The organism is Streptomyces sp. NPDC018045, assembly GCF_044327445.1.
In the GTDB taxonomy this organism is placed as follows: Bacteria; Actinomycetota; Actinomycetes; order Streptomycetales; family Streptomycetaceae; genus Streptomyces.
The window spans coordinates 223733-239971 of the sequence record NZ_JBIRFL010000005.1; the positions used below are offsets into that span (position 1 = coordinate 223733).

The following is a 16239-nucleotide window of genomic DNA, read 5'->3' on the forward strand; positions in this document are numbered from 1 at the left end:
ACGCCGGGGCCGGCCCCGGGTTCTTTCAGGCGGAGTGGCCGAGCCCTTCCGGGCGTACGGGGTCGGCGAACGGCAGGCCCCGCGTGTAGCGCTCGATCTCGTCCAGGGCCTGGTCGGCCATGCGGTGGAGTTCGCCGCCGAGGGAGCCCGCGATGTGCGGGGTGAGCAGGACGTTCGGGAGGTCGTAGAGGGGGGAGCCGGGGGGCGGGAGGTCGGGGTCCGTCACGTCGAGTACGGCATGGAGGCGGCCGGCGACGAGCGCGGGGAGCAGGGCCGCCTCGTCGACGAGGGTGCCGCGGGCGGTGTTGATCAGGGTGGCGCCGTCGGGCATGAGGGCCAGTCGGCGGGCACTGAGCAGGTGGTGGGTGGCGGGTAGTTGGGGCGCGTGGACGGTGACCACGTCGGCGGCGGCGCAGAGGTCGTCCAAGGGGGCGAGGGTGACGCCGAGACGGGTGGCTTCGGCCTCGTCCACGTACGGGTCGTGGAGGAGGACCGTCAGGTCGAAGGGGCGCAGCAGGTCGATGACGCGCCGGCCGATGCGGGAGGCGCCGATCACGCCCACGGTGCGGCGGTGGTTGCCGGCGCCCTCCAGTTCCCGGTGCCAGTCGTGGGGGGCGCGCAGCGCGCGGTAGCGGTGTGCGGCGTGCAGGACGCGTTTGTTGGCGAAGAGGATCGCGGCGAGGGTGTATTCGGCGACGGGCTGCGCGTTGGCGGCGGCCGCTGAGGTGACGGCGATGCCCCGTTCCCAACAGGCTTGGGTGACATGGGGTTTGACCGATCCGCCCGCGTGGGTGACGGCGCGCAGGCGCGGGGCCCGGTCGAGGACGGCGGCGGTCAGCGGGGTCGCTCCCCACGACGTCAGGAGGATCTCTGCGTCGGCCAGCGCGGTGGCGACGGCCGGGGTCGGGTCGGCCAAGTCGTGCGCGACCAGGCGGGGGTCGGTGCGGGTGAGCGCTGTCAGGCGGGTGCGGTGGTGGTCGGCGAGCAGGCGTCCGGCGAGGCCGGGTTCCATGGCGAGCAGCAGGGTGGGGCGGGAAACTGCCTGGTCAGGGTGGTTGTCAGTGGTGTGGTGCATGGTGGAAGCGTGCTCCTGGCCGGGGGCGTCACTTGACGCTTCCGGCGGCGAGTGAGGCCTTCCAGTGCCGCTGGAGGGTCACGAAGGCGATGATCAGGGGGAGGACGGCGAGGAGGGAGCCGGTGACGACGAGGGGGTAGAAGGACGGCTCGCCGTGGGCGTTGCCGTTCCAGGCGTACAGGCCGAGGCTCACGGGGAAGAGCCGCTGGTCGGAGAGCATCACGAGGGGGAGGAAGAAGTTGTTCCAGATCGCGGTGAACTGGAAGAGGAAGACGGTCACCAGGCCCGGTGCGACCATACGCAGGCCGATGGACCAGAAGACGCGCAGCTCGCCCGCGCCGTCGATACGGGCCGCTTCGAGCGCCTCGTCCGGGATGTAGCCGGCGCTGAAGACCCGCGCCAGGTATACGCCGAACGGGTTCACGAGGGCGGGTACCAGCACCGACCAGTAGGTGTTGACCACGCCGGTCCTGCTGGCCAGCAGGTAGAGGGGGAGCGCCAGCGCCGTGGTGGGGACCAGGACACCGAGCAGGACGACGCCGAACAGCTTCTCCTTGCCGGGAAACCGGTATTTGTCGAAGGCGTAGCCGGCGGCCACGCAGATCAGGGCACAGAGCGCGGCGCCGGCGCCCGCGTAGAGCAGGCTGTTGGCGTACCACCGGAAGTAGATGCCGTCGCTCTCCGCGGCGAGGCGGGAGAGGTTGCCGGCCAGGTCGAAGCCCTCGAAGGACAGGGCGTCACCGGCCAGCAGGCCGCCCGCGTCCTTGGTGGCGGCGGTGACCAGCCAGACGAGGGGAAAGAGCGTGTAGAGGACGGCGAGGCCGAGCGCGGCGTTGACGGCGGTGGGGGAGAGCCAGCGGCCGCGCGGGCCGCGGGCGACGGCGCGTACGGAGCGGGCGCGGGACGGGCGTACGGGCACGGGGGCCGCCGGGCCGGGGACGGCGGTGCGGGGCGAGGGTGCCATCAGGGCCTGCCCTTCGGGTGGGCGAGCGGGGGGCGGGCCGCGTCCGGCAGACGGCGGCCGGGCCGGGACGACCGGCCGGAGAGGCGGGTGACGGCGAAGGACAGCAGCGCGGCGACGAGCGCGAGCAGGACGGACGAGGCGGCCGCGAGGCCGTAGTCGTTGCGGGCGAAGGCGGCGGTGTAGGCGTACATGTTCGGTGTCCAGGAGGAGGTGACGGCGGACGCCGAGCCCTGGTTGAGGATCAGCGGCTCGGTGAAGAGCTGGAGCGAGCCGATGACGGTGAAGAGGGCCACCATGACGAGGGAGGAGCGGATGAGGGGGAGCTTGACACCGGTCGCGACGCGCCAGGCGCCCGCCCCGTCCACCGTCGCGGCCTCGATCACCGAGCGGTCGACGGCCTGGAGGGCGGCGTAGAAGATGACCATGTTGTAGCCGAGCCACTCCCACAGGGCGATGTTGACGACCGAGGGCAGCGCTCCGGAGGGGGACAGGAAGTCGAAGCCGAGACCGCCGGACTCCATCGCGGCCACGACCGGGCTGAGCGTGGGGGTGTAGAGGTAGACCCAGATCAGGGCGGCGATGATGCCGGGCACGGCGTGCGGCAGGAAGAGGGCGAGCTGGAAGAAGCGCCGGGCGCGGGCGAGGGCGGAGTCCAGCAGCAGGGCGAGCGTCAGCGCGCCGGCCAGCAGGAGGGGGATGTAGAGGGCGCAGTAGCCGAGGAGGACGAGGAAGCCGTCGCGGAAGGCGTGGTCGCCGAGCGCCGCCGCGTAGTTGCCGAGTCCGCTGAAGACCGTGTGCGTACCGCCGAAGCCGAGGCCGGACTGCTTCTCGGTGAAGAGGCTGAGCCAGACCGCGTATCCGATCGGGACGACCATGACCACGGCGAAGAGGGCGAAGAAGGGGGTGAGCAGGACGGTGACGGCACGCGCCTTGGCGCTCACCGGCCCATGACCTTCAGGCCGCGCTTCCTCAGTTCGCGTACCGTCGCGTCGCTGCCGGCGCGTACGGCGGCGGCGAGCGAGCCCGTGCCGCCGCCTCCGCGCGCCACCTTGCCGAACTCGTCCTTCAGCGTGGTGTTGGTGGTGCTGGTGGCCGGGCCCCAGCCCCATGTCGCGTCGACCGAGGCGGCAGCGGCGTCGAAGAGGGCGTAGACGTCCTGGCCGCCGTAGTAGCGGGTGTCGAAGGCCTGCCGGGCGACCGGGCGCAGTGCCGCGGCGGCCGGGTAGGCACTGGACTGGCCGGAGGCGACCCGCGCCCGGACCGCGTCGGCGGAGGTGGACATCCAGGTCGCGAACCGCACGGCGGCCTCGGTGTGCCGGCTGCCCTTGGTCACGGCGGTCGTGGAGCCGCCGAGCATGCCGCTGGCCGGTGTGCCGTCCCAGCTCGGTACGGGCGCGGCGGCCCACTTGCCGCTCTGGTCCGGCAGGGTGCCCTTCAGGACGCCCGCGCCCCAGGAGGCGCCGAGATAGCCGACGGTGCCGCCGCTCTTGAGCGAGTTGGTCCACCCGGGGCTGAAGGAGGCGTGGGTGTGCACCAGGTCGTCCTTGAGGAGGCCCTGCCAGTAGTCGGTGACCTTCCTGGTCGCCGGGTCGGTGGTGTCGAGCTTCCAGGAGTCGCCCTGGGTGGCGAACCAGTGGGCGCCGGCCTGCCAGGCCATCGCCTCGAAGGTGGTCGGGTCGTCGGGGAAGAAGGTGCCGATGCGCGCCTTCGGGTCGGCCTTCTTCACCGCGGCCGCCGTGGTGCGGAAGGCGGCCCAGGTTTGCGGCACTTCGAGCCGGTGCCGGGTGAAGAAGTCCTTGCGGTAGTAGTAGACCTGCGGCGCGGCGTCGAAGGGGACGGCCCAGTTCCGGCCGCCGAGGGTGGTGAGCCGGACCGCCTGCGGCAGGAGTTTCTTCTTCAGGTCCGGGGTGACGTACGGGGTGATGTCCTGGAGGGCGCCCTGGCTGACGAACTCGGGGAGCGTCGGGTATTCGACGCTGACCAGGTCGGGGGCGTTGCCCGCCTTGACCGCGTTGGAGATCTTGGCGTACCCGCCCGCGGTGCCCGAGGGGATCTCCTCGAACCGCACCTTCGTGTCGCGGTGGGCGGCGTTGAAGGCGTCCACCGCCTGGCGCGTGCCCTTGGTCCAGCCCCAGTACGTGAGGGTGACGGGGCCTTCGCTCCCGGCGCCGCTGCCGCCGCAGGCCGTCAGCAGGGTCAGGGCGGTGAGGCCGCCGGCCAGCGCGAGGGTCGTTCTGCTCCAACTGAGGCTCATGGCGCGGCTCCTGAGCGTGGGGAGGGCGCGGCGCGAAGGTGCGGGCCGCGATCCGCGATCCTTGGGCCGGCCTTGAGCGAAGTCAAGAGCGAAAGATTGATTGATCGAAAAAAGAACAGGATGGGGGAGGCGGGCGCGGCGTCCGGGTGCGGCGTCCGGGCCGTTCAGGTGGTTCCCTCCTCGGAGCCGGAGCCGGAGCCGGAGCCGGAGCCGGAGCCGGAGCCGGAGCCGGAGCCCCGCCCCGCGCCGCACGACGCGCGTACCCGCAGGGTAGGCAGCAAGGTGAGATGGCGCCGCGGCGACGGTTCGCCGCCGGGGCCCGCCGACAGGCTCGCCCCCGGCGCCGGTGCCGCGGGCCCGTCCCTGCCCGGCCCCCCGCCGGCCCGTTCGCGCAGCCGGTCCACCAGCAGGCGCGCCGCCTGCCGCCCCACCTCGCGCTTGGGCGGCGCCACGGCCGTCAGCGGCGTGTCCGCCAGCGCCGCCACCTCGTCGTCGTACGCGACCAGCGCCAGGTCGCGCGGCACCCGTACACCCAGCTCGGCCAGCCGCTGCACCATCTGGATCGCGTCCACGTCGTTGTGCACCAGCGCCGCCGTCGCCTCCCCAGAGGCCACCGCCGCCCGCAGCTCCCGTACGGCCCGTTCGAACCCCTGGGGGTCCAGCTCGGCCGGCACCGACCCGATCGCCGGCCGCGGCCGCGGCACGCCGAGGGCCCGCAGCGCCGCCTCGTACCCCTCGCGCACCGCGAGCGCCGTCGGGCTGTCGGCGCGGGCCACCAGGAGCGGCGCCGCGTGCCCCCGCGCGGCCAGGTGGCGCAGCGCGAGCAGCACCCCGTGGCCGTGGTCCGAGCACACCCGGTCCAGGCCCGCCAGCGGGCTGTCCGGCGGCACGCTGCGCTCCAGCAGCACGACCGGTACGGGCAGTCCGGCGACCCAGCCGCCGTACTCGGCCGGGTCGCCGGGACCGCGCCAGCCCGGCGCGACGAGCAGCCCCTCGGCCCCGGCCGACAGCAGGCCCGCGGCGCGCGCCGGGTCCTGCTCGGGCCGGTAGTCGGATATCCGCAGGACGAGCCGGGCCCCGGCCCGCGCCGCGGCCTCATGGGCGCCGCGGATCACGTCGGCGAAGTAGTACGTGGCCGAGGGCGCCAGCAGGCCCAGCACGAGGCCCTCGGCGGCGGGCGCGGGGCCACCGCCGGCCCGGTCGCGCCGCCGGGGCCAGGACACCGCGCCGTGCACCCGGTCGAGCAGGCCCTTGCCGGTCAGCGTCTCGACGTCGCGCCGGACGGTGACGGGCGAGACGCCGAGCTGCTCGGCCAGGTCGGTGACGCGGGCCGAGCCGCGCTGCCGTACCAAGGACAGCAGGCGGTCATGGCGTTGCACGGCACGCTCGCGCACGGCGGCAGCCCCCTCGCGGTGTGGTGGACCGGTGACGGCCGGGACGACGGCCGTCACCGGTCCCGTCTCCAAGGTGAAGACGCACCCTAGTCCAGCGTGATCGAACGGCGCAGTAACCGGTCGTTCGATCAGGCCCCCTTGACGTTCGATCGCGACGAGTTGAGGATTCCTGGGTCGTCGACCGTGAGGGAAAACGCCCATGACCGTGCCTCCGCATCCGCAGCCCGCCGGCCGGGAGGCCGGTTCGCTCCCGCCCGAGGACCGCGAGCGCAGCCCGTACACCGGCTGGACCCGCGCGCACTGGGAAGCCACGGCCGACGGCCTGCTGGGGGCGGTCGCCCCGTACGCCTCGCCCCGGAACGGGCTCATCAACCTCCCGGGCGCCCGCCCGAGTTGGGCGGGGCCGCGCTCGGACGGCCTCGAAGGCTACGCCCGTACCTTCCTGGCGGCCGCCTTCCGGGTGGCCGGCAGCGGCGGCGAGGACCCGCACGGCTATCTGGCCCGGTACGCCGAAGGGCTCGCCGCGGGCACCGAACACCCGGTGACCGAACCGGAACTCGGCGGCCGGCACCCCGACGCCTGGCCGGTCATACCGGACACCCGGCAGGCCATCGTCGAATCCGCCTCCGTCGCCCTCGGCCTGCGGCTGACCCGCCCCTGGCTGTGGGACACGCTGGACGACAAGGTCCGCGCACGGGCGGTGGACTGGCTGCTGCCCGCCCTCGACCCGCCGCCCATCGACAACAACTGGTGGCTGTTCGGCCTGACCGTCGGCGGCTTCCTGCTGGACGCGGGCGCCGAGACGGACCGCGCGCAGGCGTCCGTCGACCGCGCCCTGGAGCGCATCGACGGCTGGTACCGGGGCGAGGGGTGGTACAGCGACGGCGACAACCAGGCGTTCGACCACTACAACGGCTGGGCGCTGCACTTCTATCCCGTTCTGCACGCCCACCTCGCCGACGACCGCGCGCTCCTCGACACCTACGGCGAGCGGCTGCGCGCGCACCTCGACGGCTACCGCCGCATGTTCGACGCCAACGGCGCGCCGATGCCGTTCGGCCGCTCGCTCACCTACCGCTTCGCCACCCTCGCCGCCCCCTGGCTCGGCGCGCTCACCGGCCACACCCCGCTCAGCCCCGGCGCCACCCGCCGCCTCACGTCCGGCACCCTGCGGCACTTCCTCGACCACGGCGCCGTGACGGACCAGGGACTGCTGCCGCTCGGCTGGTACGGCCCGTACGCGCCCATGCTCCAGGGCTACTCCGGGCCCGCCTCCCCGTACTGGGCGTCCAAGGGACTCCTCGGCCTGCTGCTGCCGGACGGCCACCCCGTCTGGACCGCACGCGAGGAGCCGCTGCCCGCCGAGACCGCGGACGCCGTCACCCCGCTGCGCGCGCCCGGCCTGCTGGTCCAGTCCACGGTGGCCGACGGGCTGGTCCGGCTGCACAACCACGGCAGCTCCTCGGTCTTCGGCCCGGCCGACCCGAACTACGCGCGGTTCGCCTACTCGACGCGTACCGGGCCGTCGGCCGCGGCGGACGCGGGGACCAGCGCCGACACGTCCGCCAACCCCGGCTCGGACACCACCCCCGCCGAACTCGCGGACAACCACTTCGCCCTGCTCGTGGACGGCACGCCCACCGGCCGCGGACCGGTCGAACAGCGTGGCAGCGGCCCCGGCTGGGCCGCCTCCGCGCACACCCCGCGCCGCGCGGACGGCTCCGAACTGACCGGCGTACGGGTGCTGTCCGCGACCCTGGCGCACGGCCGCGCCGAGGTACGCGCCCACCTCGTCACCGGGGCCGCGCCCGGCACGCCCGTACGGCAGACGGGCTGGGCCGTCACGGACGGCGGGCCGGCCGCCCAGCTCCACGCGGTGCACGGCTTCACCGAGGACGCCGGGCAGCCCAGGACCGTGCCGACCGGCAGCACGCCCTTCGGGGACCACACCCGTACCGCCTGCCTCGACGGCGCCGTGCCCGATGCCCCCGGCGGCGCGCTCTTCGTCTCGCTCGCCTCACTGACCGCCGAGCCCGCCCCGGCGCCGGTCCACGAGCTGGCCGAGGTCCGGCTCACCGGCCGGCACACCCTCCACGTGACCTGGAAGGACGGCACCACCAGCGCCCTGACGCTCGACGAGGACACCGCCGCCGCCCCGTAACGCAGGCCCACGGGACCATGAGACGAGGACCGCGCGCCGTCGCGCGCGCGACACCCACCGTGCTCGCCCTGTCCGCCGCGCTCACGCTCGGCACGGCCCCCGGCGCGCACGCCGCCGGCCGCCCCGCCGCTTCGGCGGGGCGCGCCTTCCACGTCGACTGCGCCGCGCCCGCCAGGGGCGACGGCACCCGCGCCCGCCCCTGGTCCACGCTGGCGCGGGCCAACGCCCGTCCGTACGGCCCCGGCGAGCGCCTGCTGTTCCGCCGGGGCAGCACCTGCACCGGGACGCTCGCCCCCAAGGGAGCGGGCTCCGCCACCGCTCCCTTCACCATCGGCGACTACGGGAGCGCCCCGGCACGTGCCCGCCTGGACGGCGCCGGCGCCCACGACACCGTGCTGCTCGCCGACACCCGGTACGTACGGCTCAGCGCGCTGGAGATCGTCAACGCGGCCCGCCCCGGCAGCGAACGCAACGGCGTACGGCTGCGGCTGACGGATTACGGCACCGCCCGCGGGATCGCGGTCACCGGGCTGTACGTGCACGATGTGCGGGGCGGCGACGCCAAGACCCTGACCGGCTCCAGCGGCATCCACGTCGCGGTCGAGGGCACGGCGCGGCCCAGCCGTTACGACGGGCTGGAGATCGCAGGCAACCGGATCGAGGATGTCGACCGGGAGGGTGTGTACTTCACGTCGACCTGGTCCAAGCGCGCGCTCGTCGGCCACCAGCAGGACCCGCACACCTACCCCGGTGCCTGGACCCCGAGCACCCGGGTCCGGGTCCACCACAACACCCTCGGATCTCTGGCGGGCGACGGCATCAAGCTGGACACCACGGCGGGCGCCGTCGTCGAGCACAACCGGGTGGACGGCTTCCAGCTCCGCTCGCCCTCGGCCAACGCGGGGATCTGGACGTTCAACACCGACGACACCCTCGTGCAGCACAACGAGGTGTCCGGCGGCGGCAACACCCACGACGGCATGTCCTTCGACGCGGACGGCGCCTCCCGGAACACGGTGTTCCAGTACAACGAACGACAGTCACGACAACGAGGGCGGCTTCCTGCTGCTGTGTCCGTACAGCGGCGCGCGGACCGTGGGCACCACCGTCCGCTACAACATCAGCCGCGACGACGGCGCCCGGTGATCCAGATCTGCGCCGGCCCCGTCCTCAACACCCGTGTCCACAACAACAGTTTCCTCAACACGGCCCGGATCCCCGCCTACCTGGTCCAGGACGACACCGCGTCCCCCGCCACCGCCGACCACCGGCTGACCGTACGCAACAACATCTTCGTCAGCCGCGGACAGGGCGGCTACGCGCTCAAGAACCCCACACCCGGACTGCGCTTCGACCACGACGTCTTCCACGGGCTGCCACCGGCGCACCTGCCCGCCAACCCGGGCGGCACCACGGCGGACCCCGGCCTGCGCGACGACTTCCGCCTCACCGCCGGATCACCGGCCCACGCCGCCGGGCGGCACGTGCGGGACAACGGCGACCGCGACTACGCCGCGACTACGCCGCGACTACTTCGGCACACCGCTGCCCGCCGGGGCCCCCACCATCGGCGCGTACGAGGGCCCCGGCGTCCGCTGACGACTCCGCCCCACCGGTACGGGCCGTACGCGGATCACCCACGGCCCGTACCGCGGCGCCTCACTGCGGCCCGTACTTGCGTCCCGTCTTCGACGTGATCCCGCCGAGGAGGTTGCGCGGCGCCAGCTTCGCCACGCCCATCAGCGCCTTGTAGCGCGGGTCCGGAATGGACAGCGACTTGCCGCGCGCCAGGTCCTTCATCGCCGCGTCCACCAGCTTGTCGGGATCCAGCCACATCCAGTCGGGGATGCTGTCCGTGCCCATCCCGGCCCGCTCGTGGAACTCGGTCCGCACGAAGCCGGGGCACAGCGCCATCAGCCGTACCTTGCTGCCGGCCAGGTCGCGGGCGGCGCCCTGGGTGAACTGCACGACCCACGCCTTGCTCGCCCCGTACGTGCCGCGCGGCACGAACGCGGCCACCGAGGCCACGTTGACGACCCCGCCGCGGCGCCGCTCGCGCATCCCCTTGAGCGCTTCCGACGTCAGCCGCAGCACCGCTTCGCAGTGCACCTTGAGCATCTTCAGCTCGTCGGCCATCGGCACGTCCAGGAATTCACCCTTGTTGCCGAAGCCCGCGTTGTTGACCAGCAGGTCCACCGGGTGGGTGCGGTCGCCGAGCCGCTTCTCGACCGCGGCGATGCCGTCCTCCGTCGCCAGGTCGGCGACCAGCACGGACGCCTCGACGCCGTGCCGGTCGTGCAGCTCGGTGGCCTGCTCGCGCAGCCGCTTCTCGTTGCGCGCCACGAGCACGAGGTTGTGGCCGTCGCCCGCCAGCCGGCGGGCGAAAGCGGCACCGATGCCCGCCGTCGCTCCCGTAATCAATGCAGTCGTCATACGGGCACGCTATCCGCATCCGCGCACGCCGTCCGCCCCGGCCGGTACGCCCCGGCCGGGCCCGCCGCGCCCCGTTCTCCCGGTTCAAGCCTCTTGGGTGCGGATGTACTTGAGCGCCCATTCGCGCAGCTCGGGATGGAGCGCCGCACCCGACTCCAGGAGCCGTGGCAGCAACGCGCGCTCGGTGGTCATGGCGCGGAAGGTGAGCGCGATCGTCACGTCGTGGTCCGGGCGGTGCTCGACGGTGATCGTGTCCCCGGCCCGTATCTCACCCGGCTCGACGACCCGCAGGTACGCGCCGGGCACGCCGGCCTGCGTGAAGCGCTTGATCCAGCCCGGCTCGCCCAGCCGGCCCTGGAAGGACATGCAGGGGATGCGCGCCGAGGTCACCTCCAGCAGCAGCCGGGGGCCGACGCGCCAGCGCTCGCCGAGCAGTGCGTGGGTCACGTCCAGGCCGAGGGTGGTGAGGTTTTCGCCGAACATCCCGGCGGGCAGTTCGCGGCCCAGCTCCTTCTCCCAGGTGTCCAGGTCCTCGCGGGCGTAGGCATACACCGCCTGGTCGTCGCCGCCGTGGTGCTGGAGGTTGACCACCGCGTCACCGGCCAGGCCGCTGCCGGCGACCCCCTTGGGGCCGGGCGCGGACACCGCCACCGGCCCGTCGACGGGCTGCTTCCCGATGCCCGTACTGCCCGTGGCACCGCGGTACTCCATGGGCCGCGGCCGCCCCACGTTCACTGACAGAAGCTTCATGTGGGCACGCTACTGGCGCTCGGCCAAAGGTGCGAGCCATTATTTTCCGCTCGCCCCAAGGACCGCTTATGCTCGGAGCATGATCGAGGCCCGTCATCTCCGCGTGCTGCGCGCCGTCGCCCGGACCGGCTCCTTCTCCGCCGCCGCCCGCGAGCTGGGCTGCACCCAGCCCGCCGTCAGCCAGCAGATGAAGGCGCTCGAACAGTCGGCGGGCACTCCGCTGCTGATCCGCACGGGCCGCGAGATGCGGCTGACGCAGGCGGGCGAGGCGCTAGTGCGGCACGCCACGGGCATCCTGGCCGGGCTCACCGCCGCCGAGGAGGAGGTCGCCGCCATCGCGGGCCTGCGGGCCGGCCGCGTACGGCTGGTCTCCTTCCCCTCCGGCAGCTCGACGCTGGTGCCCACCGCCCTGGCCGCCATGCGCGCCGCCCACCCCGGCACCCGCGTCTCCCTGGTCGAGGCCGAGCCGCCGCGGTCGGTCGAGATGCTGCGCAACGGCGACTGCGAGATCACGCTGGCGTTCCGGTACCCGGAGGTGCGCGGCGCGGACCCCGCCGCCGAGGCGGAGTGGGACGACCTGGTCGTCCGGCCGGTCCTGGTCGACCGGCTGGTGGGCCTGGTCCCGGAGACCCACCGGCTGGCCGGGGCCGAGACGGCGGGCTACGCCGACCTGGCCGGCGAGCCGTGGATCGCGGGCTGCCCGCGCTGCCGGCGGCACCTGGTCGAGGTCTGCGAGGGGGCGGGCTTCACCCCGCGCATCGACTTCGCGACGGACGACTACCCGGCGGTGATCGGCCTGGTCGGCGCGGGGCTCGGCGTCGCGGTCCTGCCGGAGCTGGCGCTGGAGTCGGTACGGCACAAGGGGGTCCGTACGGTCACGATGGAGCCGTGCGTGCAGCGCGAGATCGTGGCGCTCACCCTGCCGGACCTCGCGCAGGTCCCGGCGGTCGAGGCGATGCTCGGCCGGCTCGCGGGGGCGGTCGGCCGCTGAAGCGGCGGGGGCGGCCACGGGGTCGCCGGAGCGGCGGGGCGGCCACGGGGCCGCCGGAGCGGCGGGGCGGCCACGGGGCCGCCGGAGCGGCGGGGACGGGATCCTGGTCCTGACTGCGCCGTTCGGGGGAAGTTTTCGGAGAAACGTTTCTTCAGTCCGTGCCCTCAAGCACTGCCGACACCCGGGTGACCCACCGCCGCCGTCGCCGACACCAGCCGGTGCCGGGCCCGGCCCATCAGCTCCTCGCGCTCGTCCTCCGTCAGTCCGCCCCACACCCCGTAGGGCTCGCGGACCGCGAGGGCGTGCGCCGCGCACTGGGCGCGTACGGGGCAGCGCATGCACACCTCTTTCGCCGAGGTCTCCCGCGCGCTCCGCGCGGCACCGCGCTCGCCCTCGGGGTGGAAGAAGAGGGAACTGTCCACGCCACGGCACGCGGCGAGCAACTGCCAGTCCCAGAGGTCTGCGTTCGGGCCCGGAAGGCGCGAGAAATCTGCCATTGCTAGTCCCCTCGAAGCGGTACCGGTTCGGGCTCGGTGCTCACGACCGTACATCTACTGTCTAAGTAGATGTAAATATGACCCATTGCGAATCTAGCCACAGACACTGTGAAAAAGGAAGAAAAGCCACCAAATAGGGCATAGGGCCATGAAGGGGGGCGATGTTCGGCCGTGCATCTTCTGCGTGTCCGAGCCCTCACGTAGAGTGCCGAAGGCGGCTGCCCAACCCGTAACTCTTTCGAGTGACCGTCGTTGAGAGGGCGGAAGCGGTTGGCGGAGGTAGGTCTCGGGCAGGTGTCCGAGGCGGTCGATCGCTCAGGTGACGATACGTACCAGCCTGGAGGCTCAAGGTGACGCGCAGTAGCTGCGGAGGGCGGTCATGACATCCGTCCTCGTCTGTGACGACTCCCCGCTTGCCCGAGAGGCGCTCCGCCGCGCGGTCGCGACCGTGCCCGGTGTAGAGCGTGTGACGACGGCGGCCAACGGCGAGGAAGTCCTCCGCCGCTGGGGCGCCGATCGCTCGGACCTGATTCTGATGGACGTGCGGATGCCCGGCCTAGGCGGGGTCGAGACGGTGCGCCGACTGCTCTCCGCCGACCCCGGTGCCCGCATCATCATGCTCACGGTCGCCGAGGATCTGGACGGGGTCGCCTTGGCGGTCGCGGCCGGCGCCCGCGGCTATCTGCACAAGGACGCCTCGCGCGCCGAGCTGCGCGCGACGGTCACCCAGGCGCTCGCCGACCCCACCTGGCGGCTCGCCCCGCGCCGGCTGCGGTCCGCCGAGATGGGTGCCGCGCCGACGCTGACCGCGCGCGAGATCCAGGTGCTGGAGGGCATGAGCCACGGCCGCTCCAACGCGGAGATCGGGCGTGAGCTGTTCCTCTCCGAGGACACGGTCAAAACCCATGCCCGACGGCTGTTCAAGAAGCTCGGCGCCTCCGACCGGGCCCACGCGGTCGCGCTCGGATTCCGCTGGGGCCTGGTCCGCTAGGACGGCCGTGACGTGCAGCGATGCGGGGGAATGAGGGGCCCCGCCCGCCGCGTGGCGGGCGGGGCGGCAGGCGGTCCCGCAGGTGCCGGTCCGGGAGCGGCGTCCCGGTTCGGCGCGCGGTGCCGCATCCTTGAGGTATGGAGTTCCTCGGGGACGGGCCGATCCGGTGCGAGGGGAGGGCGCGGGAGATGACAGCCGGCGCACCTGCCGCGCATAACGCTTCGGTGCACAAGTACGGACCTGATGCCGCGGATCGTGCCGCGCCAAGGCACCATGGACCGATGCGCGATGACGGGATACAGGAGATCGGCGATCTCGTCGCACGCGCCGTGGAAGGGGATCGCCGGGCCACTCACGACCTGCTGGCCCACGTGCACCCGCTCGCGCTGCGCTACTGCCGCACCCGGCTGTCCCGGCTGCCGGGTGACGCGCGCCATTTCGTGGAGGACCTGGCGCAGGAGGTCTGCGTCGCGGTGCTCTGCGCGCTGCCGCGCTACCGGGACACCGGCAAGCCCTTCGAGGCGTTCGTCTTCGCCATCGCCGCCCACAAGGTCGCCGACCTCCAGCGGGCCGCGATGCGGGGTCCCGGCAGTACGGCCGTGCCGTCCAACGAGATGCCCGAGCAGCCGGACGACTCGCTCGGTCCCGAGGAGCGCGCGCTGCTCAGCAGCGACGCCGAGTGGGCCAAGAAGCTGCTGGCCAACCTGCCGGAGAACCAGCGTGAGCTGGTGCTGCTGCGGGTCGCGGTCGGGCTGACGGCCGAGGAGACCGGGCAGATGCTGGGGATGTCGCCGGGTGCGGTGCGGGTCGCGCAGCACCGGGCGCTGAGCCGGCTGCGTGCGCTGGCCGAGCAGTAGCCGCGCCGGGGGAGCGCGGTGTGCGGTGCCCTGGCGGAGGCCGGGGCGACCGGACACCCCGGGGGAACGTACAGTCGAAGAATCATGCAGCCGTAGGAACGCACGTCGGTGCTGCGGCGATTTCATAGGAACGTACAAGTGATGCGCTCCTCACCCGTTGTGGAATGTGACGCCTGTGGTGGCCGTTAGCATGGGTGTCCGCGCTGAGGCAAGACCATTTGGGAAGGTGTCATGACTGACAACGTCGACGGAATGCCCGCCAAATTCGCGATGCTCGGTCTGACATATGACGACGTGCTGTTGCTGCCCGGCGCCTCCGAGGTGCTGCCGAACGCGGTCCACACCTCGTCCCGGGTCTCGCGCAACGTCCGGGTGAACATCCCGCTGCTGTCCGCCGCCATGGACAAGGTCACCGAGGCGCGGATGGCGATCGCCATGGCGCGGCAGGGCGGCGCGGGCGTGCTGCACCGCAACCTGTCCATCGAGGACCAGGCCAACCAGGTCGACCTGGTCAAGCGCTCCGAGTCCGGCATGGTCACCGACCCGATCACGGTCCGCCCGGACGCCACCCTCGTCGAGGCGGACGCGCTGTGCGCGAAGTTCCGCATCAGCGGTGTGCCGGTGACCGACGCGGCGGGCAAGCTGCTGGGCATCGTCACCAACCGCGACATGGCCTTCGAGCTGGACCGCAGCCGCCAGGTGCGCGAGGTCATGACCCCGATGCCGCTGGTCACCGGCAAGGTCGGCATCTCCGGCGACGACGCCATCGAGCTGCTGCGCCGCCACAAGATCGAGAAGCTGCCGCTGGTCGACGACGCGGGCGTCCTCAAGGGCCTGATCACGGTCAAGGACTTCGTGAAGGCCGAGAAGTACCCGAACGCGGCCAAGGACGCCGAGGGCCGCCTGGTCGTCGGTGCCGCGGTGGGCGTCGGCGACGAGGCCTTCGACCGCGCCCAGGCGCTCGTCGAGGCCGGCGCGGACTTCCTGGTCGTGGACAGCGCGCACGGCCACAGCCGCGGCATCCTCGACATGATCGCCAAGGTGAAGTCCAACGTCCGCGTCGACGTGGTCGGCGGCAACGTCGCCACCCGCGACGGCGCCCAGGCGCTGATCGACGCCGGCGCGGACGGCATCAAGGTCGGTGTCGGCCCCGGCTCGATCTGCACCACCCGCGTCGTCGCCGGTGTCGGCGTGCCGCAGGTCACCGCGATCTACGAGGCCGCGCAGGCCGCGAACGCGGCGGGGGTGCCGCTGATCGGCGACGGCGGCCTGCAGTTCTCCGGCGACATCGCCAAGGCCATCGCGGCCGGCGCCGACACGGTCATGCTGGGCTCGCTGCTGGCCGGCTGCGAGGAGTCGCCGGGCGAGATGGTCTTCATCAACGGCAAGCAGTTCAAGTCGTACCGCGGCATGGGCTCGCTCGGCGCGATGCAGTCCCGCGGCCAGGCGCGCTCCTTCTCCAAGGACCGCTACTTCCAGGACAACGTCCTCTCCGAGGACAAGCTGGTTCCCGAGGGCATCGAGGGCCAGGTCCCCTACCGCGGCCCGCTCGGCTCGGTGGCCCACCAGCTCGTCGGCGGCCTGCGCGCCTCCATGGGCTACGTCGGCTCCGCGAGCATCGAGGAGCTGAAGGAGAAGGGCCGCTTCGTCCGCATCACGGCGGCGGGCCTGAAGGAGAGCCACCCGCACGACGTCCAGATGGTGACCGAGGCGCCGAACTACGCGCGACGGTGAGCCGGTAGGCCCGGGACGATCGGTCGCGGGGCGGATGTTGTACTCGGTGAGTTGCAGCGGCGAGGGCCTGCTGACCGTCCTCCGGGCCATGGCCGTGGACACCTCCCGGGTGCTCCTCGAAAACGAAGAGTGATCAAG

The 16239-nt window shown here is 73.0% G+C and carries 14 protein-coding genes; 6 read left to right on the plus strand and 8 right to left on the minus strand.

Translation table 11 applies throughout. The features are described from left to right. Positions 1–25: 25 nt before the first annotated feature. The 5 genes from ACH4EB_RS14790 to ACH4EB_RS14810 all read right to left on the minus strand — a co-directional run bounded on the left by ACH4EB_RS14790 (position 26) and on the right by ACH4EB_RS14810 (position 5687). Positions 26–1075, minus strand: a complete 1050-nt coding sequence (locus ACH4EB_RS14790; protein ID WP_398347819.1) for a hydroxyacid dehydrogenase — start codon at positions 1073–1075, stop codon at positions 26–28. Positions 1076–1103: 28 nt separating this feature from the next. Further along, the gene (locus ACH4EB_RS14795; protein WP_398347820.1) at positions 1104–2039 is read right to left on the minus strand and encodes a carbohydrate ABC transporter permease; all 936 of its coding nucleotides are present in this window, start codon (positions 2037–2039) and stop codon (positions 1104–1106) included. Beyond that, on the minus strand, positions 2039–2980 hold the full coding sequence (locus tag ACH4EB_RS14800) for a carbohydrate ABC transporter permease (RefSeq protein ID WP_398347821.1): 942 nt from the start codon (positions 2978–2980) through the stop codon (positions 2039–2041). The genes ACH4EB_RS14795 and ACH4EB_RS14800 overlap by 1 nt, the downstream gene beginning before the upstream one ends. After that, entirely contained in the window at positions 2977–4293 is a 1317-nt protein-coding gene (locus ACH4EB_RS14805; RefSeq protein WP_398347822.1) for an ABC transporter substrate-binding protein, read from the minus strand. The genes ACH4EB_RS14800 and ACH4EB_RS14805 overlap by 4 nt, the downstream gene beginning before the upstream one ends. Positions 4294–4457: 164 nt before the next feature. Continuing rightward, a complete protein-coding gene (locus tag ACH4EB_RS14810; RefSeq protein WP_398348118.1) occupies positions 4458–5687 on the minus strand; it encodes a LacI family DNA-binding transcriptional regulator in 1230 nt (409 codons plus the stop codon). Between the two features lie 199 nt (positions 5688–5886). Between ACH4EB_RS14810 and ACH4EB_RS14815 the strand changes: the two genes are divergently transcribed. Both ACH4EB_RS14815 and ACH4EB_RS14820 read left to right on the plus strand, forming a co-directional pair. Beyond that, on the plus strand, positions 5887–7848 hold the full coding sequence (locus tag ACH4EB_RS14815; RefSeq protein WP_398347823.1) for a DUF2264 domain-containing protein: 1962 nt from the start codon (positions 5887–5889) through the stop codon (positions 7846–7848). Between the two features lie 17 nt (positions 7849–7865). Further along, entirely contained in the window at positions 7866–9545 is a 1680-nt protein-coding gene (locus ACH4EB_RS14820) for a hypothetical protein (RefSeq protein WP_398347825.1), read from the plus strand. Here ACH4EB_RS14820 and ACH4EB_RS14825 read toward each other — a convergent pair. Together ACH4EB_RS14825 and ACH4EB_RS14830 are read right to left on the minus strand one after the other, a co-directional pair. Then, positions 9508–10281 (minus strand): SDR family NAD(P)-dependent oxidoreductase, encoded by a 774-nt coding sequence (locus tag ACH4EB_RS14825; RefSeq protein WP_398347826.1) that lies wholly within the window; start codon positions 10279–10281, stop codon positions 9508–9510. The genes ACH4EB_RS14820 and ACH4EB_RS14825 overlap by 38 nt on opposite strands. Positions 10282–10365: 84 nt before the next feature. Further along, positions 10366–11031: an MOSC domain-containing protein gene (locus tag ACH4EB_RS14830; protein WP_398347828.1), complete on the minus strand. Its 666-nt coding sequence runs from the start codon at positions 11029–11031 to the stop codon at positions 10366–10368. 79 nt (positions 11032–11110) lie between these two features. Between ACH4EB_RS14830 and ACH4EB_RS14835 the strand changes: the two genes are divergently transcribed. Continuing rightward, a complete protein-coding gene (locus ACH4EB_RS14835) occupies positions 11111–12022 on the plus strand; it encodes a LysR family transcriptional regulator (protein WP_398347829.1) in 912 nt (303 codons plus the stop codon). 164 nt (positions 12023–12186) lie between these two features. On the opposite strand, the gene ACH4EB_RS14840 is transcribed toward ACH4EB_RS14835, so the two are convergent. Continuing rightward, positions 12187–12519 carry a WhiB family transcriptional regulator gene (locus tag ACH4EB_RS14840; protein WP_398347830.1) on the minus strand — a complete coding sequence of 111 codons (333 nt, stop codon included), beginning with the start codon at positions 12517–12519 and terminating at the stop codon, positions 12187–12189. 379 nt (positions 12520–12898) lie between these two features. Here ACH4EB_RS14840 and ACH4EB_RS14845 point away from each other — a divergent pair, with 379 nt between their 5' ends. From ACH4EB_RS14845 to guaB, 3 genes are all read left to right on the plus strand, one after another. Beyond that, on the plus strand, positions 12899–13510 hold the full coding sequence (locus ACH4EB_RS14845; protein WP_003948568.1) for a response regulator transcription factor: 612 nt from the start codon (positions 12899–12901) through the stop codon (positions 13508–13510). A 281-nt stretch (positions 13511–13791) separates the two neighbouring features. After that, a complete protein-coding gene (locus ACH4EB_RS14850) occupies positions 13792–14367 on the plus strand; it encodes a sigma-70 family RNA polymerase sigma factor (RefSeq protein ID WP_003984493.1) in 576 nt (191 codons plus the stop codon). A gap of 231 nt (positions 14368–14598) precedes the next feature. Continuing rightward, complete coding sequence (guaB, locus tag ACH4EB_RS14855) at positions 14599–16101, plus strand: IMP dehydrogenase (RefSeq protein ID WP_398347831.1); 1503 nt, start codon at positions 14599–14601, stop codon at positions 16099–16101. The last annotated feature ends 138 nt before the right edge of the window (positions 16102–16239 follow it).